General features: G+C 68.2%; 18 protein-coding genes and 1 pseudogene. 11 read left to right on the forward strand and 8 right to left on the reverse strand.

All coding sequences use genetic code 11. From position 1 onward, the window contains the following. Nucleotides 1–64: 64 nt before the first annotated feature. The 4 genes from AB0G79_RS29885 to ngcE all read right to left on the reverse strand — a co-directional run bounded on the left by AB0G79_RS29885 (nucleotide 65) and on the right by ngcE (nucleotide 4,887). Complete coding sequence (locus tag AB0G79_RS29885; RefSeq protein ID WP_360811913.1) at nucleotides 65–1,285, reverse strand: ROK family transcriptional regulator; 1,221 nt, start codon at nucleotides 1,283–1,285, stop codon at nucleotides 65–67. A gap of 175 nt (nucleotides 1,286–1,460) precedes the next feature. Further along, nucleotides 1,461–2,399 (reverse strand): carbohydrate ABC transporter permease, encoded by a 939-nt coding sequence (locus tag AB0G79_RS29890; protein ID WP_360811915.1) that lies wholly within the window; start codon nucleotides 2,397–2,399, stop codon nucleotides 1,461–1,463. Continuing rightward, nucleotides 2,399–3,328: a sugar ABC transporter permease gene (locus AB0G79_RS29895; protein WP_360811916.1), complete on the reverse strand. Its 930-nt coding sequence runs from the start codon at nucleotides 3,326–3,328 to the stop codon at nucleotides 2,399–2,401. Before AB0G79_RS29895 ends, AB0G79_RS29890 begins: the two co-directional genes overlap by 1 nt. Before the next feature lie 116 nt (nucleotides 3,329–3,444). Then, nucleotides 3,445–4,887 (reverse strand): N-acetylglucosamine/diacetylchitobiose ABC transporter substrate-binding protein, encoded by a 1,443-nt coding sequence (gene ngcE, locus AB0G79_RS29900; RefSeq protein WP_360811918.1) that lies wholly within the window; start codon nucleotides 4,885–4,887, stop codon nucleotides 3,445–3,447. 515 nt (nucleotides 4,888–5,402) lie between these two features. Here ngcE and AB0G79_RS29905 point away from each other — a divergent pair. Continuing rightward, a complete protein-coding gene (locus tag AB0G79_RS29905; protein WP_360811920.1) occupies nucleotides 5,403–6,332 on the forward strand; it encodes a VCBS repeat-containing protein in 930 nt (309 codons plus the stop codon). Between the two features lie 87 nt (nucleotides 6,333–6,419). On the opposite strand, the gene acnA is transcribed toward AB0G79_RS29905, so the two are convergent. Next, the gene (gene acnA / locus AB0G79_RS29910) at nucleotides 6,420–9,134 is read right to left on the reverse strand and encodes an aconitate hydratase AcnA (RefSeq protein ID WP_360811922.1); all 2,715 of its coding nucleotides are present in this window, start codon (nucleotides 9,132–9,134) and stop codon (nucleotides 6,420–6,422) included. A gap of 293 nt (nucleotides 9,135–9,427) precedes the next feature. Here acnA and AB0G79_RS29915 point away from each other — a divergent pair, with 293 nt between their 5' ends. The 5 genes from AB0G79_RS29915 (at nucleotide 9,428) to AB0G79_RS29935 (ending at nucleotide 15,385) form a co-directional block, all read left to right on the forward strand. Next, nucleotides 9,428–10,180, forward strand: coding sequence for a TnsA-like heteromeric transposase endonuclease subunit (locus AB0G79_RS29915; RefSeq protein WP_351809021.1), 753 nt, complete (start codon nucleotides 9,428–9,430; stop codon nucleotides 10,178–10,180). A gap of 356 nt (nucleotides 10,181–10,536) precedes the next feature. After that, nucleotides 10,537–12,051 (forward strand): Mu transposase C-terminal domain-containing protein, encoded by a 1,515-nt coding sequence (locus AB0G79_RS29920; protein WP_351809346.1) that lies wholly within the window; start codon nucleotides 10,537–10,539, stop codon nucleotides 12,049–12,051. A gap of 2 nt (nucleotides 12,052–12,053) precedes the next feature. Next, nucleotides 12,054–13,079 (forward strand): ATP-binding protein, encoded by a 1,026-nt coding sequence (locus AB0G79_RS29925; RefSeq protein WP_351809343.1) that lies wholly within the window; start codon nucleotides 12,054–12,056, stop codon nucleotides 13,077–13,079. Nucleotide 13,080: 1 nt separating this feature from the next. Continuing rightward, on the forward strand, nucleotides 13,081–13,719 hold the full coding sequence (locus AB0G79_RS29930) for a hypothetical protein (RefSeq protein WP_360811924.1): 639 nt from the start codon (nucleotides 13,081–13,083) through the stop codon (nucleotides 13,717–13,719). Between the two features lie 199 nt (nucleotides 13,720–13,918). Beyond that, nucleotides 13,919–15,385 carry an AAA family ATPase gene (locus AB0G79_RS29935; RefSeq protein WP_360811926.1) on the forward strand — a complete coding sequence of 489 codons (1,467 nt, stop codon included), beginning with the start codon at nucleotides 13,919–13,921 and terminating at the stop codon, nucleotides 15,383–15,385. Nucleotides 15,386–15,588: 203 nt separating this feature from the next. Here AB0G79_RS29935 and AB0G79_RS29940 read toward each other — a convergent pair whose 3' ends face one another. Further along, on the reverse strand, nucleotides 15,589–16,299 hold the full coding sequence (locus AB0G79_RS29940) for a hypothetical protein (protein ID WP_351809015.1): 711 nt from the start codon (nucleotides 16,297–16,299) through the stop codon (nucleotides 15,589–15,591). 231 nt (nucleotides 16,300–16,530) lie between these two features. Between AB0G79_RS29940 and AB0G79_RS29945 the strand changes: the two genes are divergently transcribed. The 3 genes and pseudogenes from AB0G79_RS29945 (at nucleotide 16,531) to AB0G79_RS29955 (ending at nucleotide 19,126) form a co-directional block, all read left to right on the forward strand. Beyond that, on the forward strand, nucleotides 16,531–17,238 hold the full coding sequence (locus AB0G79_RS29945; protein ID WP_351809012.1) for a hypothetical protein: 708 nt from the start codon (nucleotides 16,531–16,533) through the stop codon (nucleotides 17,236–17,238). A 403-nt stretch (nucleotides 17,239–17,641) separates the two neighbouring features. After that, nucleotides 17,642–17,938 (forward strand): annotated as a pseudogene (locus AB0G79_RS29950) (pentapeptide repeat-containing protein); the annotation flags it as partial. A 159-nt stretch (nucleotides 17,939–18,097) separates the two neighbouring features. Beyond that, a complete protein-coding gene (locus AB0G79_RS29955) occupies nucleotides 18,098–19,126 on the forward strand; it encodes a hypothetical protein (RefSeq protein WP_351809377.1) in 1,029 nt (342 codons plus the stop codon). 312 nt (nucleotides 19,127–19,438) lie between these two features. Here AB0G79_RS29955 and AB0G79_RS29960 read toward each other — a convergent pair whose 3' ends face one another. Beyond that, entirely contained in the window at nucleotides 19,439–20,320 is an 882-nt protein-coding gene (locus AB0G79_RS29960; RefSeq protein WP_360811928.1) for a maleylpyruvate isomerase N-terminal domain-containing protein, read from the reverse strand. 143 nt (nucleotides 20,321–20,463) lie between these two features. Here AB0G79_RS29960 and AB0G79_RS29965 point away from each other — a divergent pair, with 143 nt between their 5' ends. Further along, on the forward strand, nucleotides 20,464–20,820 hold the full coding sequence (locus AB0G79_RS29965; protein WP_360811930.1) for a VOC family protein: 357 nt from the start codon (nucleotides 20,464–20,466) through the stop codon (nucleotides 20,818–20,820). Nucleotides 20,821–20,899: 79 nt separating this feature from the next. Further along, nucleotides 20,900–22,429 (forward strand): UDP-N-acetylglucosamine 1-carboxyvinyltransferase, encoded by a 1,530-nt coding sequence (locus AB0G79_RS29970; RefSeq protein WP_360811932.1) that lies wholly within the window; start codon nucleotides 20,900–20,902, stop codon nucleotides 22,427–22,429. Nucleotides 22,430–22,650: 221 nt separating this feature from the next. Here AB0G79_RS29970 and AB0G79_RS29975 read toward each other — a convergent pair whose 3' ends face one another. Further along, nucleotides 22,651–25,905: a GH32 C-terminal domain-containing protein gene (locus tag AB0G79_RS29975; protein ID WP_360811934.1), complete on the reverse strand. Its 3,255-nt coding sequence runs from the start codon at nucleotides 25,903–25,905 to the stop codon at nucleotides 22,651–22,653. Nucleotides 25,906–25,944 lie beyond the last annotated feature (39 nt).

The following is a 25,944-nucleotide window of genomic DNA, read 5'->3' on the forward strand; positions in this document are numbered from 1 at the left end:
TCGGCCGCAACGCTGTCGTCAAGAAGTAAATTATTAACGAGATGGCAACGACGTTCTGCGTTCTCTAAGTGAAGGCAAGCGTCGAGGCCGGAACGGCGGCCGGAGGCACGCTCGCAGAGCCCTGCAAAAGGGTTGAATCACCCATCTCGTTGAGCACCAGGGCCAACGCCCCGAGCACCTCGGCCCGCTGGCCGAGCGCCCCCTGGACCAGCGAGAGCTGGCGGGCCGCGCTGGGAATCGCGTACCGCGACACGGAGTCCCGGATCGGGGCGAGCACCAGCTCGCCCGCCTCGGCGAGGTCGCCGCCGAGCACCACACGGCTGGGGTTGAGGAGGTTGCAGAGGTTGGCGATGCCGCTGCCGATGTGCCGCCCGACGTCGGCGATGACCCGGCGGCAGCCGGGGTCCCCGCCCCTGGCCAGCTGCACGACCCGTTCCATCGTCAGATCCGGTCCGTGACTGGGCTGGAGGAGCGGCAGCACGTACCGCGCGGCCGTGAAGGTCTCCAGGCAGCCCCGGTTCCCGCAGCGGCAGACGGGCCCCGACTCGTCCAGGGTGATGTGCCCGATCTCGCCCGCCGTGCCCCCCGGCCCCCGGTAGACCCGGCCGTCGATGACCAGACCGGCGCCGACGCCGCTGGCCACCTTGATGTACGCGAGGTCCTTGACGCCCCGGCCGCTGCCCCAGACCAGCTCGCCCAGCGCACCCAGGTTGGCGTCGTTGTCGACGTGCACGGGGACGCCGAGCCGGCCGGCGAGCTCCTCGGCCGGGTTGATGCCGCTCCACCCCGGCAGGATGGAGGTCGAGCCGAGCTTCCCCGAGGAGACGTCGATGGGCCCCGGGACGCCGAGACCGACGCCGATCACCTTGTCGCGGCCGATCCCCGTGGCCTCGATCAGCCGTGTGACCAGCTGTTCCGCCCGTCCGAAGCCCTCGGCGGCGGAGGCATCCACGTCGAGCGGCTCGGCCTCCTCGGCGAGGACCTGGTGGGCCAGGTTGCCGACCGCGACCCGCAGGTGGGTGTGGCCGAAGTCGACGCCGATCACGACCCCGGCGTCTCCGGAGAGCGAGACGCTGCGGGCCCGGCGACCGCCCGCGGAGGTCGGGGTGACCTCGACGGTGCCGCCGTCCTTCAGCTCCCGAACGATGTTGGAGACCGTCGCGGCGGACAGACCCGTCGCACGCGCGATCTCCGCCTGGGTCAGCGATCCGGCCATCCGCACCGCGCGGACGACCCGTTCGAGATTGGCCCTGTGCAGAGAGGTCTGCGACCCCGGAGTCTCCATCGACCCACTCACTCCCACCGTTTTCTCCAACATGTGAACTCTAAGGGGACGCTTTCGGTTAACCCCCCGTCAAGACCTCGCGAGCTCGACGGGCGAGTGTCACACAGTCCGCTCACAGCCCGAAGGGCCCCGGCGCGCGGTGCGCCGGGGCCCTTCGGGAAACGCGGGGACGGGGTTACTTGACGGCTCCGGCGGTGAGGCCGGCCACCACCTGACGCTGGAAGATGATGTACGCGGCGAGGACCGGGAGCATCGCCATCACCAGACCGGCGAAGAGCCCCGACCAGTCGCCCTTGTATCCCTGGCTGACGGCCAGCTGCACGAGTCCCTGCGAGAGCACCTTCTGCTCCGGCTCCGTGTTGAGCACGGTCGGCAGCAGGTACTGGTTCCACTGGCCGAGGAAGTTGAAGATGCCGACGCTGATCAGGCCCGGCTTCGCCATCGGCAGCATGACCTGGAAGAACGTCCGGGTGTGCGAGGCGCCGTCCACGAAGGCCGCCTCCGCCACCGAGGTGGGCAGGGTGCGGAAGAAGGCCGTGAGGAAGAAGACGGTGAACGGCAGCGAGTACGCGATGTAGACCAGGATCAGGCCGTGCTGGGTGTTGAGCAGGGCCATGTTCTGCATGACGTAGAAGAGCGGCACGAGCGCCAGGATGATCGGGAAGCTCATCCCTCCGATGAAGAGGAAGTAGAGGAAGCGGTTCCCGGGGAAGTCGAAGCGGGCGAGCACGTACGCCGCCATCGAGCCGAACAGCAGGGTCCCGATGAGCGAGCCGCCGACCACCACGACCGTGTTCAGGAAGTAGTCGCTCATGTGCGCCTCGGTCCAGGCGCGCGACCAGTTCTCGAAGTGCAGCCCGTCCGGCAGCGACCACGGCGAGGTGAAGATCGCCCGGTCGGTCTTGAAGGAGGTCATGACCGCCCAGAGCAGCGGCATGATGACCATGATCGCCCAGACGATCAGGACGCCGTGCGAGAAGACGTTGAGGGCCGCGCCCTCGGCCTTGGCCGTCCTGCGCCGCTCGGTCGGGGCCTGCTTGACGAGGGTGAGGCCGGAGCCGCCCGGGGAGCCGGGGGTCTCGACGCCGGTGGGGGCAGTGTCGGTCGTCTTCATCAGAACTCCAGCCGCTCGCGCCGGCCCAGCTTCATGACGACGGCCGCGAAGGCCAGCGTGACGAGGAGGAGCGCGACGCCGATGGTCGTTGCGTAGGCGGCCTGACCGTCCCGGAACGCCTTCTGGTACACGTACAGCGGCAGCACGATGGTGGAGTAGTCGGGCCCGCCGCCGCTGGGGCCGATGGTCATGATCTGGACCACGGCGAAGGACTCCGCGCCGAGCGCGAGGATGCCCATGTAGATCCAGCCGGACTGCACGGTGTCCCAGAGCAGCGGCAGCGTGATCTTGAAGAAGGTGGTGAACCGGCTGGCGCCGTCGAGGAGCGCCGCCTCGTAGAAGTCCCGCGGAATGGACGCCATGCCGGCCGAGAACAGGACGACGAAGAATCCGACCGTGGACCAGACGAGGACCACCATCACGCAGATGAGGGCGAGATCCGGATCACCGAGCCAGTCCGGCTGAATGCTGCCGAGACCGACGCCCTTCAGTACGGAATTGATGGCTCCGCTGTTCGGGTTGTACGCGAACTGGAAGAGGAGCGCGACGATCGCGATCGACAGCACCTGCGGGAAGAAATAGACGATCTTGTAAAACGACGATCCGCGCACGCCCGCGATGGCCGCGCCTCTGCGCCGCCGACCACCGACATTCAGCATGAACGCGAAGAACAGCGCTATTCCGACCGTCACCAGCGGCAGCACGATCGCGAAGGTCAGGCTGTGCTGGAGTGATTTCCAGAAGATCTCGTCGTCGAGGAGTCTGCCGTAGTTGTCGAGCCCGACGAACCCGAATTCAGGGCTCAGTCCGGTCCAGTCCGTGAGCGAGTAGTAGATGGACTGGACGAACGGCCAGATGACGAACAGCGCGTAGAGCGCGAGGGGGGTCGCCAGGAACCCCACGATGAAACGGTACTTGCCGTGTTGCATTCCTACCGACCCCGATCTGTCCCGCGGATCTGTCCCGCGCCGGGCGCGCCGCCGGTGCTGCGCGCCAAGGGGCCGGGGCCCGCTCCCGGTCGGCGGGAAGGGGCCCCGGCAGTACCTCAGTGCTTGTAGTGCTTGATGCTCGAGTCCTTGGCCGCCTCGTCGGCGAACTTCTGGATCTTCTTGATCGTCTCGGCCGGGGTCGCGCGGCCGGCCATCATCTCGCCGAGGCCGGCGACGCCGATCTTCTCCTTCTGCAGGGCGACGTACCAGTCCTGGAGGCGCGGGTTGACGACGTTCTGCCCGGCCTTCTCCAGGGCGGCGACGCCCGACTTGAGGCCCGGGGAGAGCTCGATGCCGTCGGTGCCGCCGTTGAGCGCGGTCAGGGACTTCACGGACGAGGTGAAGTTCTTGGAGGAGGCCTCGCTGAGCATGATGCGCAGCTGCTCCATGCCGCCCTCGGGGTTCTTCGCCTTGGCCGGGACGATGAAGGGCTCTCCACCGGCGGCCCAGATGGTGCCGAAGGGCATCTTGTCGGAGGAGTCCAGACCGGTCGGGCCGGACACCGCGAGGGCGAAGTCGGCCGGCATGGTCTTGGCGGCCTCGTTCTCGACCCAGGAGCCGTTGGGGATGAAGAGCGCCTTGCCCTCGGTCCAGGCGGTCTGCGACTGGATGTGGTCGAGACCGGGCGTGCCGTTGAGGATGTAGCCCTTCTTCACGAGCTCGTAGTAGGCCTCGAAGCAGGCCTTGACCGCGGGGTGCTCCCAGGCCTTCGGCTCCAGGTTGTCGATGGCGTCCAGGACCTCGCGGCCACCGACCTTGGCGATCATCGGGTAGAGCGAGAAGGGGACGTAGTACGGGTGCTTGCCCGCGTACGTCCAGGGCGCGATGTTCTTCTTCTTGGCCTTCGCGCAGAGCGCGATCATCTCGTCCCAGGTCTCGGGGTACTTCGCGTCGAGCGAGTCGAGGAGCTTCTGCGAGTACCAGACGCCGTAGACCGTGTAGGCGTAGTTGAGGATCCAGCACTGCTCGCCGTCGAACTGGCCCATCTCGATGATGCCGGGGCGCAGGGTGTCGCGGACCTTCTTGCTCGGGTCGTCGACGGACGGCGCGTCGAGCAGCGGGGTCAGGTCGGCGAGCTGCTTCTGGCCGACGAGGACGCCCATGTCCATCTGCTCGGCGCCGGAGTTGTCGATGAGGTCCGGCGGGGTGCCGCCGTTGAAGCGCGGCTGGAGCGTGGTGGTGATCTTCTGGGTGGGGGTGAACTTGACCTTCGCCTTGGGGTAATTGCCCTCGTAGATCTTGATGGCGTCCTTGGCGTACTGCTGTCCGAATCCGCCGTCGAAGAGGACGAAGTCGAGCTCGGCCGACTCGTTCACCCCAAGGGGGTTCTTTTCGGACTTCGTGCCCTTCTCGACCTTTCCGTTGCCGCCGCCGTCACTGCTCGCGCAGGCGGAGAGGAAGCCCATGGTCGGTACGGAGATCAGACCGAGAGCGGCGGAACGCTTGATCAGATCGCGACGGCCGAGGCCCTCACCGTTGTGTGCGGAGGTGGATCCCATGCTCAAGTCCTCGCCTTCATTCAGGACTCAGGCGGTGTACCGGTCGCCCGTAACTCGTCTCGCCACAGGCGAAGGGCCCCGCCACCGCGGTCAATTGCAGCCGGGTCGTGCACGCGTCGGGCCGTCGCCGAAGCATTCGAGATGAGCGCTCCGACTGGCTGGACGCCGACAGGTATAGTCCACTTCCCGTCGCCGGAGCAAGATCGAATGCGACTTTCGACAGCCATCTTTCCCGAGTTGAGACCTCAGGGTTAAGCACGTCGAATCTGCGGCGTTTCGTCCAATAGTCGACTCCGCAACACCCTTGACAGGGCATCAGGGACAGACGTACTGGAGGTCACTCCCCGGGATAAAAGCGGACATACGTCCGCTACCGAAACAGTTGTGTCACAGACACCCCGTCATGTAGGAATTCCGTAAGGGGGATCCGGGAGGATGGACCCGTCGCCGACGCCCCCCTCCGCAGGGCCGGGCGCGGCGAACCTGCCTGAATCCCTCAGCATTTGGAGTACTACGTGGCGAAGTCTTCTCGCCTGAACCGTACGAGCGTTCTGTCCCGCCTGACGGTCGCGGCGATAACCGCGGCCCTCGTCGGGACGACGACGGCGGCCACCGCCGCCGACGCGCCCAAGCCCGCCGTCTCCGCCCGCGCCGCCGTCGAGCAGCCCGCCTCCGGCGCGAACGCGTTCGCGGCCGACGCGACCGCCGCGGCTCAGGTGAACTTCCTGCAGGGCGTCAACAGCGCGGGCACCATCTGGTGCTACGAGCCGGTCGGCGGCGGCGGCATCCAGCGCCTGGCCGAGAGCTGCGGCACGAACTGGACCCAGCACAAGCACTTCTCGCAGGCCGACCTGGACGGCAGCGGCTTCGCCAACGGTATGTACACCGTCAAGGGCGGCAACCTGAACTACACGCCGTGGGGCGGCAACCCCCGCTACATCGGCAGCGGCTGGGGCATCTACAACGAGGTCCTCTCCGCCGGCAACACCGGCGGCGGCATCGCCGACGACATCCTCGCCCGCGACGCCGACGGCGTGCTGTGGCACTACCTGGCCTACGGCAACGGCTCGCTGACCGGCCGCAAGCGCGTCGGCGGCGGGTGGAACCAGTACACCCAGATCGCCGGCAAGGGCGACATCACCGGCGACGGCAGGGCCGACGTCGTCGCCAAGGACCGCAACGGCTACCTGTGGCTCTACAAGGGCACCGGCAGCCACGCGACGCCCTTCACGGGACGCGTCCGCATCGGCACCGGCTGGAACTGGTTCAACCTCCTCGTCTCCCCCGGCGACCTGAACTTCGACGGCAAGGCGGACCTCGTCGCCCGCGACCGCGACGGCGGCCTGTGGCTGTACCCGGGCAAGGGCGTCAACACGACGAGCCCGTACGGCGCCCGCAAGAAGATCGGCACCAGCGGCTGGAACAGCTTCCGCGAGATGTTCTGATCGGCTTCCGGGTAACGATCACTGGGTAACGCAAGGGCCCCGCTCCTCTTCCGAGGAGCGGGGCCCTTGTCGTACCAGCCGTGGTGCTTAGCCGCGGATCAGGTTGCGGAGCACGTACTGCATGATGCCGCCGTTGCGGTAGTAGTCCGCCTCACCGGGGGTGTCGATGCGGACGACCGCGTCGAACTCGACACCGGTGTCGGTGGTGACCTTGACCGTCGACGGCGTGGTGCCGTTGTTCAGCTCGGTGACGCCCTCGATCGAGAACGTCTCCTCGCCGGTCAGACCGAGCGAGTCGGCCGACTGGCCGGCCGGGAACTGGAGCGGGAGGACGCCCATGCCGATGAGGTTCGAGCGGTGGATGCGCTCGTACGACTCGGTGATGACGGCCTTGACGCCGAGGAGCGCGGTGCCCTTGGCGGCCCAGTCGCGGGACGAACCGGAGCCGTACTCCTTGCCGCCCAGGATGACCAGCGGGACGCCGGCGGCCTGGTAGTTCTGCGAGGCGTCGTAGATGAACGACACCGGCGCGTCGGCCTGGGTGAAGTCGCGGGTGAAGCCGCCCTCGGTGCCCGGCGCGATCTGGTTGCGCAGGCGGATGTTGGCGAACGTGCCGCGGATCATGACCTCGTGGTTGCCACGGCGCGAGCCGTAGGAGTTGAAGTCACGACGCTCCACACCGTGCTCGGTGAGGTACTTGCCGGCCGGGGTGTCGGCCTTGATGGCGCCGGCCGGGGAGATGTGGTCGGTGGTGACCGAGTCGCCCAGCTTGGCCAGGACGCGGGCGCCGACGATGTCGGTGACCGGGGTGGTCTCCATCGTCATGCCCTCGAAGTACGGGGGCTTCCGCACGTAGGTGGACTCGGCGTCCCACTCGAAGGTGGAGCCGGTCGGGATCGACAGGGCCTGCCACTGGGCGTCGCCCGCGAAGACGTCCTCGTACGACTTCGAGAACATGTCCTCGCCGATCGCGTTCGCGACGACGTCGTTGACCTCGGCCTCGGAGGGCCAGATGTCGGCGAGGAAGACCGGCTTGCCGTCCTGGTCGACGCCGAGCGCGTCCTTGGTGATGTCCACCTTCATGGAGCCCGCGATGGCGTACGCGACGACCAGCGGCGGGGAGGCCAGGTAGTTCATCTTGACGTCGGGGTTGATGCGACCCTCGAAGTTGCGGTTGCCCGAGAGCACCGAGGTCACGGCGAGGTCGTGCTCGTTGACGGCCTTGGAGACCTCCTCCGGCAGCGGGCCGGAGTTGCCGATGCAGGTGGTGCAGCCGTAGCCGACGAGGTTGAAGCCGACCTTGTCGAGGTACGGGGTCAGGCCCGCCTTGTCGAAGTAGTCGGTGACGACCTTCGAGCCCGGGGCGAGGGTGGTCTTGACCCACGGCTTGCGGGTCAGGCCCTTCTCGACGGCCTTCTTCGCGACGAGCGCGGCGGCGACCATCACGTACGGGTTCGACGTGTTGGTGCAGGAGGTGATCGCGGCGACGGTGACGGCGCCGTGGTCGATCGTGTACGTCGTGCCGTCGGGGGCGGTGACCTCGACGGGGTTCGACGGGACGCCGTTGGAGACGGCCGGGGCGTCGGAGGCCGGGAAGGACTCCTCGCCGGCCTCGTCGGCGGTGGCGACGTAGTTGCGCACGTCCTGGGCGAACTGCGCGGCAGCGTTCGCGAGGATGATGCGGTCCTGCGGGCGCTTCGGGCCGGCGATGGACGGGACGACCGTGGAGAGGTCGAGCTCGAGCTTCTCGGAGAAGTCGGGCTCGGCGGCCGGGTCGAGCCAGAGGCCCTGCTCCTTGGCGTACGCCTCGACGAGCGCGACCTGCTGCTCGGAGCGGCCGGTGAGCTTGAGGTAGTTCAGGGTCTCGCCGTCGATCGGGAAGACCGCGGCGGTGGAGCCGAACTCCGGCGACATGTTGCCGATGGTGGCGCGGTTCGCGAGGGAGGTGGCGGCGACGCCCTCACCGTAGAACTCGACGAACTTGCCGACGACGCCGTGCTTGCGCAGCATCTCGGTGATCGTGAGGACGAGGTCGGTGGCGGTGGTGCCGGCCGGGAGCTCGCCGGTCAGCTTGAAGCCGACGACGCGCGGGATGAGCATGGAGACCGGCTGGCCGAGCATCGCGGCCTCGGCCTCGATGCCGCCGACGCCCCAGCCGAGCACACCGAGGCCGTTGACCATGGTGGTGTGGGAGTCGGTGCCGACGAGGGTGTCGGGGTACGCCTGGCCGTTGCGGACCATGACCGTACGGGCCAGGTGCTCGATGTTCACCTGGTGGACGATGCCGGTGCCCGGGGGGACGACCTTGAAGTCGTCGAACGCGGTCTGGCCCCAGCGCAGGAACTGGTAGCGCTCCTTGTTGCGGCCGTACTCGAGCTCGACGTTCTCGGCGAAGGCGTCCTTCGTACCGAACTTGTCGGCGATGACGGAGTGGTCGATGACCATCTCGGCCGGGGAGAGCGGGTTGATCTTCGCCGGGTCGCCGCCGAGCGCGGCGACGGCCTCACGCATGGTGGCGAGGTCGACGACGCAGGGCACACCGGTGAAGTCCTGCATGATCACGCGCGCCGGCGTGAACTGGATCTCCTGGCTCGGCTGGGCCTGGGAGTCCCAGTTCCCGAGCGCCCGGATGTGGTCGGCGGTGATGTTCGCGCCGTCCTCGGTGCGGAGCAGGTTCTCCAGGAGCACCTTCAGGCTGTAAGGGAGGCGCGCGGAGCCCTCGACCTTGTCCAGCTTGAAGATCTCGTACGACTCGTCGCCCACGCGCAGCGTGCTGCGGGCGTCGAAGCTGTTCGCCGACACGACAGTCTCCTTCATCAATGTGCGCGTACTACCGTCATGCTGCCGCCACGACCTCGCGCGGATCCGCTAAGGTAAGGCTAAGTTAGGTAACCCTCACCCGGTGGCGGCCACGGTGCGCCGTAAGCAGTTATCTCGATGTCGAGATAACTCTAGTGCATGGCCGCCGCTCGGTCATGCCCGGCCATGCCGGTGACCGCTCTCATCCAATCGAGGCGTTTACTCACCGAACCCAGTCGTTCGGCCTTCCGTCTCAGTGAACCTAGTCGTGCGGGCAATCGCACTGGAGGTTCTGGGTGGTCGTACCGGCTGGGGTGGATCTTGCAGGTCTGTACGTCGAGCTGTCATACGTAGACGCGGTAGGCGAGCGACAACGACGTCCGCTGCTGGACTGTGCGACGGCCCGTTTCGAGGATGTAGGGCCGGTGCGGCCGTTTCGGTGGTCGCGTGGTGAGCGTCACTTCGCGGGCTGGTACTGGGCGGCGACGACCAGGCAGCATGTCGGCTTCGAGTCCTGGCTGGAACGGGACCGGCTTCTGCTCATGGACTTCGACTCGAAGGTGACGGGGATCGCCTCGCAGCCCTTCTGGCTGCACTGGCACGACGAGCTACGGGAGCGTCGGCACGCTCCGGACTACTTCGTACGCCGCGTGGACGGCTCGGCGGTGGTGATCGATGTCCGTGCGGACGAGCGGATCGAACCGAAGGACGTGGAGGCGTTCGAGGCGACACGGGCGGCCTGCACCCAGGTGGGCTGGGGATTCAGGCGGGTCGGGGCACCGAAGGCGGTGTTGCTGGCGAATGTCCGGTGGCTGTCGCGCTACCGGCACCCGCGGTGCCTGCACCGCACGGCTGCGGACCGCCTGCGGGAGGTCTTCGCGACGCCGGGGCCGCTGCTGCCTGGGGCAGACGCGGCGGGTGACCGGCTCGCGACGCTGCCCGCGCTATTCCATCTGCTCTGGCGCCAGGAACTGGTCGCCGAGAACCTGTCGGTCCAGTTGCTGGGCCCTCGCACGGTGGTGGGCCTAATCGGAAGGGGCGCCCATTGAACGAGTGGGGGCGGAGGGTCCCGCCCACCGCGCGGATCGCGGAGTTCACTGAGACAGCGGCTGAACAGGCACTTTGGTGGGAGGGGCACATCCTGGAGGTGCTGCACGGGCTGCCGCCGGGAGCCTCCGATGAGGCAGCGTCTCGGCCGGAGTTCGACCCGAGGCTGCATTCCTTGGCTGAGCGCGAGCGGGCCAAGGCGGCCGAGTTGACGGCGGCCGGGCAGAAGGTGACGGCCAGCGGCATCAAGCAGCGGCGCCAGCGCTACCAGCGTGACGGGTTGGTCGGCCTGGCCGACGGCCGGTCGGCCAAGCAGATGCCGGCCTTCGGGAAGGTCGATGCGGCGGTGGTGGAAGCGATGCGGCAGGCAATCGACGAGACGGCCGAGGACTCGTCGAAGACGATCGGATTCATCGTCTGGCGGGTCAAGGAGATCCTGACCGGCAGCGAGGATGCCGCCGGGGTCGGGGTTCCCTCGCGGGCCACTCTCTATCGGCTCTACAGCAAGCTGGCGACCGGCACTCACGCGACGGGATCGGCGAGTACACGCCGGTCGGTCAAGGCACGGCCGCCCGGCCCGTTCGGGGAACTTCCGGCCAGTGCGCCGGGCGAGCTGATGCAGATCGACTCGACCCCGCTGGATGTGCTGGTGCGTCTGGACGACGGGATTGCGGAGAAGGTCGAGCTGACGGCGATGGTCGACATCGCAACGAGGTCAATCACGGCTGCAGTGCTGCGGCCGACTACCAAGGCCGCGGACGCTTCCGCACTGTTGGCCCGGAGTGTCACCCCGGAAGCGATGCGGCCAGGCTGGTCAGAGGCCCTACGCATGTCCCGTTCGGTGCTGCCGCATCGGCGGCTGCTGACCTTGGACGAGCGCCTGGGGCACGCGGCGGCACGGCCGGTGATCGTGCCGGAGACGATCGTCTGCGACCACGGCAAGGTGTTCGTCTCCCGGAACTTCCGGGCCTCCTGTCGCTACCTGGGCATCAACCTGCAACCGGCCCACAAGGCGACGCCGACCGACAAAGGCACGATCGAGAAGACTCTGGGCTCGGTGGCCACGCTGTTCGCCCAGTTCGTCGCGGGCTACACCGGCTCGACCACGGACCGCCGCGGCCGGAAGCTGGAGGACGGGCCGCTCTGGACTCTCCCCGAACTTCAGAACCTGCTCGACGAGTGGGTCATCGCCATCTGGCAGACCAGGCCGCATGACGGGCTGCGTGATCCGCAGGCGCCCAGGCGGGCGTTCTCCCCGAACGAGAAGTACGCGATGCTGCTTCAGTCCTGCGGTTATGTCCCGGTTCCACTGAACGGCGAGGACTACGTCGAGTTGCTGCCCGAACGCTGGCAGGCGATCAACAGCTACGGCATCCGGATCAAGCACCGCACCTACGACGACGGCGAACTGGGCCCCTTGCGCCGCCAACACTCCGGGGTGATGGAGAAGAAGGGCTTGTGGGAGATCCACCACGACCCCTACGACATCTCCCGCATCTGGGTGCGCGACCGCCGACGCGACCGGTGGATCACCGTCTTCTGGAAGCACCTGCGCCGCGTCGGTGTCCCGTTCGGGGAACTGGCCTGGGACCACGCCTGCGAGCAGGTCCCCGGCGGCACCGAGGAACAGATCGCGGACGCTGCTGCCGCGCTACTGCGGCGGGCCCACGACGGTCCCGCACCAGAGAAGGGGCCTGCAGCTAAACGGTCCCGGCGCGTCGCCGCACGGACCCGGGCCACCGCCCCTAACCGGCCGGCCCCCGATCCGCCGTCGGAGGGAGCCGTTCAGGAAGACCAGGCAGACACCGAGCTGGCCGAAGTCATCCCACTGGGTCTGTTCGACCCGCTCTCGAACCCCTGGAGGCGTCCTTGACCATCTCCGAACCGGAAACCCGGCACTCCACGCTTCAGGAAGCCGACGCCGAGACCAACCGGCAGTTGACCACCCTGGACGGATGGCGGAGGTTCGCCGCAGGCCCACCCAGACCTCCGGTCCTGCTGGCTCCCGCCGAGCTGGCCAAGCTGTCTTCGACCGAGCGGACGCTCTATGACGATGACCGGCTCGACCACCACGCACGGATGCTGGTAGTCGCCACCTCGTTCGTCGAGAAGACGGTGGTCTGCGGCCGGCGGCTGGTCCTGCTCAACCGACACGCGATCAGCGCTCGCCGCGGCCTGATGGTCTCCGGGCTGCCCGGAACGGGCAAGACCAGCGCGATCACCCAGCTCGGGCTGGCCCACGAACTGCTCGACCGGGCCCGTCACCCGAACGTCACCGACCGCATCCCGGTGCTCTACATCACCGTCCCGCCCGCAGCGTCCGCCCGGATGGTCGCTGCCGAGTTCGCTCGCTTCCTGGGTTTGCCGGTTCGGGCCAGATCGAACATGACCGACATCATCGAAGCGGTGGTCGGCGTCTGCACAGACACCCGCACCGGCCTGGTCATCGTCGACGAAATCCATAACGTCTCGCAGGTAACACGGGCCGGGGCCGAGGTCTCCGACACCTTGAAGTACTTCTCAGAGCGCATCCCCGCGACGTTCGTCTACGCAGGCATCAACCTCGACACCAGCGAGCTCCTTGCCGGCACACGGGGCGCCCAGATCGCAGGCCGCTTCACCCTCGTCCCCACCCGCCCGTTCCCCTACGGCGACGAGTGGAAGGGACTGGTCGCAACGATGGAGGAGACCCTGCTCCTGCACGATCACCCGCCGGGCAGTCTGATCAAGTTGGACCGCTACCTGCACAAGCGGGCCGACGGCATGATAGGCGCGCTCTCCCACGCAATCCGCGGCGCCGCGATCGACGCAATTCTCAGCGGCACAGAACGCGTGACGAAGGCAGGTCTCGACGCAATCCCCCTGGACCACGCCGCGGAAGCCACGAAGAAGGGCCGCTGACGTGACCCTCCCGCTGCCGGAGCTACCTCGCCCGCTGGCTCCGCTGCCCGTCCAACTACGGCCCTGTGCTGGCGAGATCACCGACTCCTACATCCGCCGCCTCGCTCACACGAACCATCTCAAGCGGAGCTACCTCCACTGCTTCCTCAACGGACCGCCCTTCTGGTTCGGCAAACCCCAGCTGGACCGCCTGGCTGCGGTCTCCGGCCGCTCCGAGGAGTCTCTCGACCGGGCGCTCGCTGACGCCAGCTCCCCGCGCGGCCGCATGAAACCCAACCCGCGCACTCCTCGAACAGAGCTGTTCCCCGACCAGCCCCATCTCCCCCTGCTCATCTACATCGACGCCCGGAGAGGCCGCACAATTCAGGACCTGGCCCTGCGACACCAAGTACCTCGACGTCTAGTCCGCCTCGCCCTGGACACGATGCAGCCGCCTCCCCGAGGAGTCGAGCGGAGCCATTCGCACCTCGACAGCGACCTCATGGAGCCCATCCAGGCCATGCTGGATCAGGGCCTCGGACCGAAACAGATCTGGCTGAACCTCATGGACGACCACGATGTCTCCGTGTCCTACTCACTGCTCCGCCACTACGTCCGCTTGCGCTGCCCTCAGCGCTACGCTCCGACATGGCAGTCCTGACCCGCCTGGCACACCCCCGCGGAGACCGACACCGTCTCGCGGAAGACAGTCCATCCAGGTCAGCCCCCACAATCCGACGACTAACTTCGCGAAAGGACACCGCCTTTCGGTTCGTCGGATCTGCGACGATGACCCCGTACACAGTCGAGACACAGACGGGACAGTGGTGGCTGACTACAGGAGCGAAGTCCGGCCGAGCGTGATCACCGACTTGGAGACCAAGGTCTCCAAGGAGAATTACGGCAAATACCTCAAGCGACTGACCTTGCGGAAGGTTCGAGGCTTCACCGACCGTGAAGTTACCTTCGACTTCCCGGTCACCGCGTTGGTCGGACCGAACGGCGGGGGCAAGACCACCGTCCTAGGGGCGGCGGCGCTTGCCTACAAGAGCGTCGCTCCGGGGCGATTCTTCGCCAAAAGCGGCAAGTACGACGCCAGCATGCAGAACTGGTCGATCGAGTACGAACTCATCGACAAGGAGCTCAACCCTCGCCTGTCGGTCTCGCGCACCGCGAGCTTCAAGCAGCTGAAATGGAACCGCACCGCCCCGGAGCGGGAAGTGCTGGTGTTCGGAGTCGAGCGGACCCTGCCCGCCACCGAGCGGTCCAACTTCAAGGTCGCGATCGGCGGGTCGTTCGCCGCCGCGCGCGAGGTAACTCTTGCTCCCGAGGTCACAGAGCACGCCGCAAGAATCCTGGCCAAGCCCATAAAAGGATTCCAGCAGCTCTACGTGGACGCCGCCGGCAAGGTCAAGCTCTTCTCCGGGCTCACCCCTGGGGGCGACGCGTATTCCGAGTTCCACTTTGGCGCCGGCGAAGCGAGCGTCATCCGCATCGTCGCCGATGTCGAAGCAGCCTCCCCCGGGGCCATGATCCTCATCGAGGAAATCGAAAACGGCCTGCACCCGGTGGCAACTCAGCGCATGGTCGAGTACTTGATCGGTGTCGCCCACCGCAAATCCTGCCAGGTCATCTTCACCACGCACTCCAACGACGCGCTCGCCCCGCTGCCCTCCAAGGCCATCTGGGCTGCTCTGCAGGGCGACGTGATCCAGGGAAAACTCGACGTCAAAGCCCTACGGACCATCACTGGACAAATTCAGGCGAAACTCGCAATCTTCGTCGAGGACGAATTCGCCGAGCTCATGGTCACCACCGCCCTGCGCAGCCACGGGGGCATCGAGCTGGACGAGGTCAAGATTCATGCGATGGGAGGCGCCGACCCGGCCATCAAGGTCAACACTCACCACAACATCGACCCAACCCGCACCTATCCGTCGATTTGCGTTCTCGACGGCGACCAGTCCGAGCGCGCCAATCCCGATAACGGCATCTTCACGCTGCCCGGGACCAGCTTGCCCGAGGCCCACGTAATGAATCGGGTGCTGGATTGCCTGGAGGAAGAAGCAGGTCGGCTTGCAGTGGCTCTCCACCTCGGCCTGCACGACCAGGAGCGAGTGAAGAAGGTCGTGAAGGAGCGCGCGCTGACCAACTGGGACAGGCACATGGTCTGGGAACAGATCGGCGGCGACCTGGACTTCACCTCCGGCCACATCGTCAAGAGCGCGTTCCTAACGACCTGGGCCCACAAGTTCCCCGAGGAGGTCAAGGCTCTAGTGGAGGCGATCGGCGACAAGCTTCCTCGTCGGGATGGCAACCAGCCGTGACCGGGGGTTGAGGAACAACCGTGTCGGATCGTACGGCAACTGCCGAGTGGGCTGATGCCGGAGGTAGCAGGGCCTACTTACGCGATGTCTGCGGCGCGTCTGGGCGGGTGCCCTGCGCTGCCGCAGATATCGGCGCACTTTCTGCGGACTCTTCACAACCGTATGCGGCCGACGCCCCGCCGTCGCCCGCCAGGCCAAGGTGCTCACCCGCCGTTGATCTCGGCCTCCCACGTCTGCACGAGGTCCGACCGCAGCAATCTTCGGTTCGACACTCGCAATCTGCTGCCCCCTGCCAGCCGATCGGCGAGATCGGACAGTTCCCGAGCCGGCTTGGGCTGCAAGCCGTGAACCAAGGCCCGCGCATACAGGGCCTGCACATCGAATGTGTGACCCCGCTGACGCAGCTGCTCCAGAACCAGGACCGCCTTGTCGTAATCAGACGGGTGCGAGAACCCGGTCGACTTGTTCACCGTGTCAGCAATCCACCCCACTGCTCGCTCTGCCACCGGTGGCAGCGCCCATGCCCGGCCCTCGTACGGTGCGCCTGTCTCCGCATGCCGGGCCTTGTTCGCCTGCAGCCAGGCGTCCTGAAACGCGGCATCGCCGTACATCAGCACGCACACCGCCGTGGCGCGTCCGGGGAACAGCTCGCGGGAGATGCGCTGGAGTAGGTCCTCTGACGGCCACGCGACTACCACTGGACCTCCCTGCCATTCGGACTGGTCCAGTGTCTGAAGCGACGCCACGGTGATATCGCGCGCCCATTCCTGCCACACCTCGTTCTGGCTGTACGCACTCAGTTGGTCCAGAAGGAGCAGCGGACTGCCCTCCTGGCCTCCGAGCCATTGCACGCCAGCTCTGAATGCGCCATCAGGATAAAGATCCTTGAAAGGCACGAAAGCGAAGGAAGCCATCACGTCAGCGTATTCCGAGCAGCTGACGGCGGCACCCTCAAAACCCGACGAGATCTGCAGCGGGCAATCGCGGAGCGTACACGGCCTCGGGGAGCATGGCCGACGTGGGTAGCGGTGGGGTGTTCAGTTTGTTGAACGGCCCGTGCGGGGGTGGCAGGTGCTGGCAGGCTGGGCAGGGTGAAGGGTGACCGGCTGGGGAAGTTCCGGCGGCAGCGGCGTGTACTGGCTCGCGTGCGCAGGGCCGCCTGGAGGTTGGAGCAGGCGGAGCGGGAGCGGGCCTGGGCGCTGGTGGCGGCCCGGGCGGCTGGGCTGTCCGTCCGGGCGACGGCGGAGGCTGCCGGTCTGTCGCCGACCCGGGTGCATCAGCTGACCAAGGACGCCGACCTGGACGCCTTGGACGTCGTTCTGGGCGAGCTCCGTGCGGCAGGCTGGCCCGCGCCGGAGGACCCGGACGGCAGCGGCGACGAAGAGCTCTCCGGCCGTGCGAGCGTCGCCGAGCGGCTGGTGGACGAGGTCGGCTGGATCCGGCAGTGCGCCGACTGGATCGACCACCTGGACCACGAGTCCTACCCGCCCGCCGCCAACCTCCGCCCCGAGGCCGACTTCCCCGACCGTGCGAACGTCGTGGTGGACTTTGCCCGGGTCTCGGCGATCCTGCGCCGGATCGCCTTCGACGTGGACGAACTCGCCCGTGCCCGGAACGTGGACGATCTGACCGGTGCTCGCGTCGGCGACGACCCGCGGGCCGAGCGCCGCCGCCGACTCGCCGAGCCGGACCTGGAGTACGCCGAGTTCACCCGCAGGAAGAACCTGCCGTGGCGCTCCACCCGGCAGGGCGAGGCGGCCTGGGACGCCTACCAAGCCGAGCGGCACCGCCGCGGTGAGACGGACCAGGCCCCGTACACCGCGTACAACCCGTTCCGGCCCGGGCCCGCCTGACCAGGCACCACCCGCACGACCTCCGTCCCTCGTCCGACGATCGTCGGCACGGGAGCTTCTTCTGTCTGGAGCCGTCCCCGCTATGAGCACGCTCACCTCTCCGACGGCAGCGCCGTCCTGGCCGCACTGCACTCACGGGGCTGACCCGGTCACCGACCCCGTCGGCTGCCGCGGCATCCAGGTCATTGGCCACACCGCCTGTCTCGCACACCTAGACGACGCCGACCGCACCACCTACCTGGCGGGCCTGACCCCGGGCGCGAACATCGACCACCGTGGCACCCCCTTCACCGAAGACCTCCTCAACGAGCTCTTGGTCGCCCTCGCCGACCCAACCACCCAACACCCGCACCTCGGCGATGCCTGGTTCAACAGCGCCCGGTTCTCCGGCACTGCTCCGTTCATGTTTACGCGGTTCTCCGGTGTTGCCCAGTTCGGTGAGGCGCGGTTCTCCGGCGACGCATGGTTCGGCGGAGCTCAGTTCTCCGACGACGCATGGTTCGGTGGGGCGCGGTTCGCTGGTGCCGCGGGCTTCGAGAGGGCGCAGTTCTCCGGCGATGCTCAGTTCGCCGATGTGCGGTTCTCCAGTGATGTCGAGTTCGTCGATGCGCGGTTTTCCGGTGCGGCAGGGTTCAGCTGGACGCATTTTTCTGGTGTCTCCCATTTCAATCGGGCGCGGTTCTCCGGCGACGCATGGTTTGGCAGGGCTCAGTTCTCCGGCCATGCCGATTTCGGTGGGGCGGAGTTCTTGGCGGCTGGTCAGTGGGGGCCGGTGGTGTGCACACAAGAGGTGGATCTGTCGGGGGCGGTGTTCGGGGCGCCGGTGACGCTGGAGATTGCGGCGAGTGCGGTGTCGTGTGTGCGGACGCGGTTCGAGTCGACGGCGACGCTGCGGGTGCGGCGAGCTGAGGTGGATCTCGGCTACGCGGTGCTGGCGGCTCCGGTCGCGCTCACCGCCCACCCCGCCCCCTTCACCACCGGCACCGGCGTCGTGGACGAGGGGCTGCTGACCGGCCCCGACCGGGTACGGGTGACGTCGGTGCAGGGAGTGGACGCCGCGCACCTGGTCCTGACCGACACCGACCTGTCCGAATGCCTGTTCTCCGGCGCCTTCCACCTCGACCAGCTCCGCCTGGAGGGCCGCACCACCCTCGCCCCCACCCCCACCGGCTTCCACCGCCGTGGCATAGCCCCGATCCGCTGGACCCGCCGGCGCACCCTGGCCGAGGAGCACCACTGGCGCGCCCACAGCGCCGGGCAGCCCTCCGGGCCCGCAGACGCCCCGCCCGAGCCTCGCCGGTGGCGCAACGGCCCGGACCACGGCGACCCCGCCCGCACCCCCGACCCCGACGACGTCGCCGCCCTCTACCGGCAGCTCCGCAAGGCGTTCGAGGACGGCAAGAACGAACCTGGCGCGGCAGACTTCTACTACGGCGAGTGCGAGATGCGCCGCCACGACCGCACCGGCACCCCCAAGACCGAACGCCGCCTGCTGTGGGCCTACTGGCTGCTCTCCGGCTACGGCCTGCGCGCCTCGCGCGCCCTGGGCTGGCTCGCCGCCGCCATGCTCACCACCATCCTGCTGCTGATGGCCTTCGGCCTGCCCGCCTCCTCCCCGAAACAGGAAGCCACCGGCACCGTCCCCGCCGGCGGCGGGAAGGTCACCTTCGTCATCGACAAGCAGGACCCGAAGAACCCCGTGAAGGACCGGTTCACCGCCAAACGCTTCGACAAGGCCCTGAGCGTCACCCTGAACTCGGTGGTGTTCCGCTCCAGCGGGCAGGACCTCACCACCGCCGGCACCTACATCGAGATGACCTCCCGCATCCTCGAACCCGCCCTCCTCGCCCTCGCCGTCCTCGCGATCCGCGGACGCATCAAACGCTGACCACCCCACCCGAGAAGACTGTTCAGCAAACTGAACACCCACCCGCTACCCACTGAACCCCTGCTCCCTGAGGCCGGTACAAGCGCGCGACACTAAGCCTGCCCGCGATCTCCCCGCCCCGCGTCCCGTCTCAACGAAGACAGTCCGGCCAGGTCAGCGAAGCCGGCATCGACTAACTTCATTGAGACAGGACAGCCGGGTTTTCGGCGACGGCGGGGGCGGCGCCCCTGACGGCCCCTTGGCGACACCTCCCCCGCGCCCCTGACGGCCCCTTGGCGACACCTCCCCCGCACCCCTGGCAAGGCCCCCTCCTCAGGGGCCGGCCACGAGGTCGGCGAGCCGCGTGGCGAGCCACGGGCGGCGCCCGCCGGCACGCATCCGACCGCTCGCGATCGCCTTCCAGCGGGGCGCCCGGCGGAAGGCGACGAGCAGGAAGGCCCTGGGCTCCACGGTCAGCCGGCAGTCGTAGGGACGCGGCGCCGCGTCCCGTGTGACCGTCATGGCGCCGCCGTCGACGACGACCGCGAGGCGGGGCCCGCCGCCCCTCACCACGAGGTCGACGGCGAGCGAGACGCCCCGAGCCTTCTCCTCGTCCAGGGCGAGCGCCATCATCGTCGGCATCGACTGCCCGATGACGAGGCCCGCCTCCTCCGGGCCGATCGACCACGGCAGGCGGGCGCCGCGTGCGATGTCGAGACCGTGGACGAGCGTCTCGCTGAGCATGAGGCCGGTCACCGTGGCGAGGGTGACGGCCACGCCGGGGCCGTACCAGGGGGTGGTGACGGGGGTGTCGGGGGCGAGCCCTTCGGTGGCCTCCAGGAACGACTCGGCCCGCTCCGCGAGGAACCCGGGCAGCCCGGCCCGCTCGTCGGGACCGAAGAGGGTGAGGGCGGTGGCGTTCACGGCGGTGACGCGCTCGGCGAAGGACAGGTCGTCACCGGGCGGCAGGAGCGCGGCCCAGTCGAGGTCGTCCTCGGCGCCGACGGCGGAGCCGTACGCGAGAGACGCGGCGGCGAGGTGCGCGGCGACGTCGCCGACGGTCCAGTCCGGCACGCCGGATGGCGCGCCGGCGTCGGGAACGGCCTTGAGGAGCCGTACGAGCCGGGGCACTGCGGCGGCGAGCGCGGCGCGGGTCCTCGCGTGCTCGGCGACGGGATCGAAGGACGACGTGACGGTGGTGCCGGTGGTATCCATGACCACTCCCCCGGTGTGCGGACGCGGGCCGCTGACGAGCCCGCAGATTACCGTCGAGTAGCAAGCGCCGAAAGAGGGTCGGCCGCACCCGTTCAGACCCGCTCGGCGTGCCGACGAATCGCCACCAATCCGACAATCAGATCATGTTCAGCGGCGCGCATGTGATTCTCTACACCCCAGACGCGGAGGCGGACCGCGCCTTCCTCAAGGACGTCGTCGGCTTCGACCACGTGGACGCGGGCGGGGGCTGGCTCATCTTCAAGCTGCCGCCCTCCGAGATCGCCGTGCACCCCACGGAGGACGAGCCGAAGCACGAGGTCTACCTCATGTGCGAGGTCGTCGCCGCGACCCTGACGGCCCTGGAGGACCGGGGTGCGGAGATCTCACGCCCCATCACCGACCAGGGCTGGGGCCTGCTGGCAGCGGTACGCCTTCCGAGCGGCACCGAACTCCCCCTGTACGAACCGCGCCACCCGACCGCCCACGCGTCGTCACCCTGACGTCGTCGCCCTGACGACACCACCCGTACGGCCCAGCCCAATGGCGATCTCCATCTCATATCTGAGATAACGTGACGCCATGGCAGACGACTACCTCGTACGCATCGGCAAGCTCATCCGTGACGCCCGTCAGCACCGCGGCTGGACACAGACGCAGCTCGCCGAGGCCCTGGCCACGAGCCAGAGCGCGGTCAACCGGATCGAACGCGGCAACCAGAACATCAGCCTTGAGATGATCGCCCGCATCGGCGAGGCCCTCGACAGCGAGATCGTGTCCCTCGGATACGCGGGCCCGATGCACCTGCGGGTGGTCGGCCGCCGCCGCCTCTCCGGCTCGATCGACGTCAAGACGAGCAAGAACGCGTGCGTCGCGCTGCTCTGCGCCTCCCTCCTCAACAAGGGCCGCACGGTCCTGCGCCGCGTCGCCCGCATCGAGGAGGTCTTCCGGCTCCTGGAGGTCCTGGGCTCCATCGGGGTCCGCACCCGCTGGATCAACGACGGCGTGGACCTGGAGATCGTGCCGCCGGCCGAGCTGGACATGGAGTCCATCGACGCCGAGGCCGCCATCCGCACCCGCTCGATCATCATGTTCCTCGGCCCGCTGCTGCACCGCATGGACCGCTTCAAGCTGCCGTACGCCGGCGGCTGCGACCTCGGTACGCGCACGATCGAGCCGCACATGATCGCGCTGCGCCGCTTCGGCCTGGAGGTCACCGCGACCGACAACCTCTACCACGCGCAGGTCGAGCGCTCGGTCTCCCCCGACCGCCCGATCGTCCTGACCGAGCGCGGCGACACGGTGACCGAGAACGCCCTGCTCGCGGCGGCCCGCCACGACGGCACGACGGTCATCCGCAACGCGTCCTCGAACTACATGGTCCAGGACCTGTGCTTCTTCCTGGAGGCCCTGGGCGTACGCGTCGACGGCATCGGCACCACCACCCTCACCGTCCACGGCATCCCCCACATCGACGTGGACGTCGACTACTCCCCGTCGGAGGACCCGGTCGAGGCGATGAGCCTCCTGGCCGCCGCCGTCGTCACGGAGTCCGAACTGACGATCCGCCGGGTCCCCGTCGAGTTCATGGAGATCGAGCTCGCGGTCCTGGAGGAGATGGGCCTCGACCACGACCGCTCCGCGGAGTACGCGGCGGACAACGGCCGCACCCGCCTGGTCGACCTCACGGTCCGCCCCTCCAAACTGGAGGCGCCGATCGACAAGATCCACCCGATGCCGTTCCCGGGCCTGAACATCGACAACGTCCCGTTCTTCGCCGCCATCGCGGCGACGGCCCAGGGCAAGACCCTCATCCACGACTGGGTCTACGACAACCGCGCCATCTACCTCACGGACCTCAACCGCCTCGGCGGCCGCCTCCAGCTCCTGGACCCCCACCGCGTCCTGGTGGAAGGCCCCACCCGCTGGCGAGCCGCCGAGATGATGTGCCCCCCGGCCCTCCGCCCGGCGGTGGTCGTCCTCCTCGCGATGATGGCCGCCGAGGGCACCTCCGTCCTCCGGAACGTGTACGTCATCAACCGCGGTTACGAGGACCTCGCGGAGCGCCTGAACTCGGTGGGCGCCCAGATCGAGATCTTCCGCGACATTTGAAAGACCGTCAGATAATGACTGACGAAACCTTCCTGACCTGCGTCAACACACACCCCAGGAGGTGTGGCGACGCTTCGTGGGATTTCTCTGGGACTTTGCGCCCATGCCGTACACGCCCGCGAACAGCGTAACCAGGCTATGTGCCGGCCCGGCCCGCGGCGAGACCGCGGACCGGGCGGCGTGGGCGTGGATGCCCGGGGCCGTCGAACAGCGTGGCTGGGTCAGTCGGTCATGTTGCCCATCTTCCAGACGGTCATGGACTTGACGGTGCTGCCGTCGCCGAAGAGGCGCAGGCCGAGGGAGTCCTGGCGGAAGGGGTAGGCGCGGGTGGTGATGGACTTGTGGTTGTTCGCGTACGCCTCGATCATCGAGCGGTCGAGGAAGACGTCGAGGGTCAGGGTGTTGTCGGTGAGGGTGAGCGGGCCCTTGTGGATGCCGAAGCCGGGTTCGGCGCTGGAGTTGTTCCCGGAGCGTGTCCGGTCGACGCCCAGCTGTCCTGCGGCACCGTCGTAGAACAGGCGGGTCCGTTCCTCGTCGCCGGGGCTGCGCAGTACGTCGAGGCCGAAGGTGCCGGCGCTGCCGCGTTCCATGGTCAGCTTGATGTGGAGCATGTCGCCCTTGATGCCGGCCAGGCGGTTGTTGGCGTCGGCGAGGGAGGTGGGGGTGGTGATGTCCAGGAGCGGTGCTCCGGTGTGGAGGCGGGAGACCTCCTCCACGGGGCGGAAGCCGAGGTCGCCGTCGGGGCGCATGGACAGTTCGATGGGCAGGCCGGCGTTGTGGGCCCAGCCGGCGTCGTAGTGGGCGCGTTCGGTGCGTCGGTCCTGGGCGATGCTGAAGACGAGGGAGCGTCCCTTGTCGTCCACCGTTCCGCTGGGGCCGGTGAAGTGGTCGCCGTAGTCCATGAGCTTGGGCTCGGTGGTGTCGGGGGTCCAGCGGCGGTTCGCGGCGTCCCAGGTGCCGACCCAGTAGTAGACGTACTTGCTGCTGTACTCGCCGGGGCCGGCGGGGAAGGCCGGGTTGATGAGCAGGGCCCGGCGCTCGCGGCCCTGGGCGTCCTTGCCGATGGGCAGGAAGGTGGGCAGCTCCCAGACCTGTCCGGTCTTGGGGTGGGCTGCCACGTCACCGACCATGAGGGGGCCGGAGTAGGTCCAGTCGGTGAGGTTCTTGGAGGTGTAGAGGAGGGCGGTTCCGCCGATGTCCTTGCCGTCGGTGCTCTGGACGCCCGAGCCCATCAGCTGGAACCAGGTGTCTCCCTCCTGCCAGACGAAGGGGTCGCGGAAGTCGCCGAAGCGGACCTTGCGGCCGGCGCCGACGTTCAGGTCGGCGGTCTGGCTGGTGACGAGGGTGGGGTGCACCTTCCACTCGACCAGGTCGGTGTCGGCCGGGTCGACGGGGCGGGCGAGACCGGTGGCCTGGTTGGGGCGCTGCGCGTCGTTGCCGGCCGTGAACAGCAGGACAGGTACACCGTTCTCGTCGTAGGCGGCATCGCCGGACCAGACCCCGTCGGGCGCCACGCTGTCCTCGGTGGGCGCGAGGGCGACGGGCAGGTCGCGCCAGTGGACCAGGTCCTCGCTCACGGTGTGTCCCCAGGCGATGTTGTGCCAGTAGGGGCCGTGGGAGTTGAACTGGTAGAAGAGGTGGTACTTGCCCTTGTACTGGATGGGGGCGTGGGGTTCGTTCATCCAGTGGTTCGGGGCGGTGAAGTGGTAGCCGGGACGGTAGCGGTCCCCGTCGTACCGGGAGCGGTCCATCTCCATCTGAGCCTTGGGAGTGGTACCGCCCGCGAAGGACTGCACGTCCTTCTGGTGACCGGCCGTGATCGAGGCCGGGGTGAGGGCGCTGTTGTGGACCTTCACCTCGTCGATGAGGCCGTTGAACATGTTCACGGCGAACGTGCCATTGATGATGGCCGGCTGGTTGTGACGGCCGATGATCAGGGGGACGTCGGCCTTGGCCAGCCGCGCGGTGGTGGGGACGGCGGTCTGGGCGACCTGCTCACCGTTGAGGAAGAGCCTGATCGCTCCCTCGTTCGGAGCGAAGACGGCGGACAGGTGCGCCCACTTGCCCGCGGCCAGGGCCGCCGGCTTGGGGACCGTCACCTCGTACCAGGCGTCGCCGGTTCCGATGCCGAACTGCCACCTGCCGTGTCGGCCGACACCGAGGGAGAAGCCCCGCTTGGCCGCCTTGTCCTGCTGGTTGACGACGACGGACGGCTTGCCGTCGTCTCCCCACTCGAACGCACGCGGCGCGACCCATGCCTCAAGGGTCAGGCCGTCCGTGGACAGCTGCGTCTGATCCGCGGCCCGGGTGACCCAGGTGGAGTAGCCGTCGAACAGCAGGGCGCCGGAGAGCACACCGTCAGCTTCGTTCTTCGGGCGCCAGAGCGGGTCGCTGTTCGGCTTGTACTGCGCGTTGGTGAAGACGTAGCTGATGGGGTCGGCGGCCTGGCTGACCTTCTCCCGGGTGGTGGTGCCCTGGCCTTCGGTGAAGTCCCAGTGGGCGGCGAGTCCCTTCACGGTCGGGTTGGGTGCTGGGTCGGTGCCGACGCGGACGTCGTCGAGGTTGATGTGGCCCCAGCCGCCGGTGGCCTTGTCGACGAGGGTGACGCGCAGTTGCTTGCCGAGGTGCTCGCGTGCGTCCCAGGTGACGCGGCGGTACGACTCGTTGTCGGTGCCGGTGGCCTTGTGCAGGACGGTTCCGTCGAGGGTGGTCAGGGCGGCATAGAGGTCGTTGTCGTTGCGTCCGCCGGAGACCAGGACGCTGACCATGCCGGTGCCGGTGAGCGTGAACGGCTCGGACGTCACCGTCCCGGTGGCGGCGTCGCTGCCGGCGGCGAAGCCCCACAGGTGGCGGGTGCCCGCGTGGTTGAAGCAGCAGCCCCAGCCCCAGCCGGTCTTGTCGGTGACGGCCGCGTTGAACGCGGTGCCGGTGGTGGTCCAGCCCTTGAGGTCGCCGGTCTCGAAGCCGGGGTTCGACAGGGTGGTCACGGCGGGTGCGGGGTCGGTGCCGACGCGGACGTCGTCGAGGTTGATGTGGCCCCAGCCGCCGGTGGCCTTGTCGACGAGGGTGACGCGCAGTTGCTTGCCGAGGTGCTCGCGTGCGTCCCAGGTGACGCGGCGGTACGACTCGTTGTCGGTGCCGGTGGCCTTGTGCAGGACGGTTCCGTCGAGGGTGGTCAGGGCGGCATAGAGGTCGTTGTCGTTGCGTCCGCCGGAGACCAGGACGCTGACCATGCCGGTGCCGGTGAGCGTGAACGGCTCGGACGTCACCGTCCCGGTGGCGGCGTCACCGCCCGCGCCGAAGCCCCACAGGTGGTAGGAACCCTGCTGGTTGAAGCAGCAGCCCCAGCCCCAGCCCGGGTCGTCGGTGACCGCCCCGGTGAAGGCGGTGCCGGTGGTGGTCCAGCCGCTGAGGTCGCCGGTCTCGAAGCCGGGGTTCGACAGGCTGGTTTCGGTCGCGCTGGCGGACTGCGTCATCACAGGCGATGTCAGACCCAGACATATCGCGAGCGCGAG

It is taken from the genome of Streptomyces sp. NPDC020807 (genome assembly GCF_040641575.1).
GTDB lineage: Bacteria > Actinomycetota > Actinomycetes > Streptomycetales > Streptomycetaceae > Streptomyces.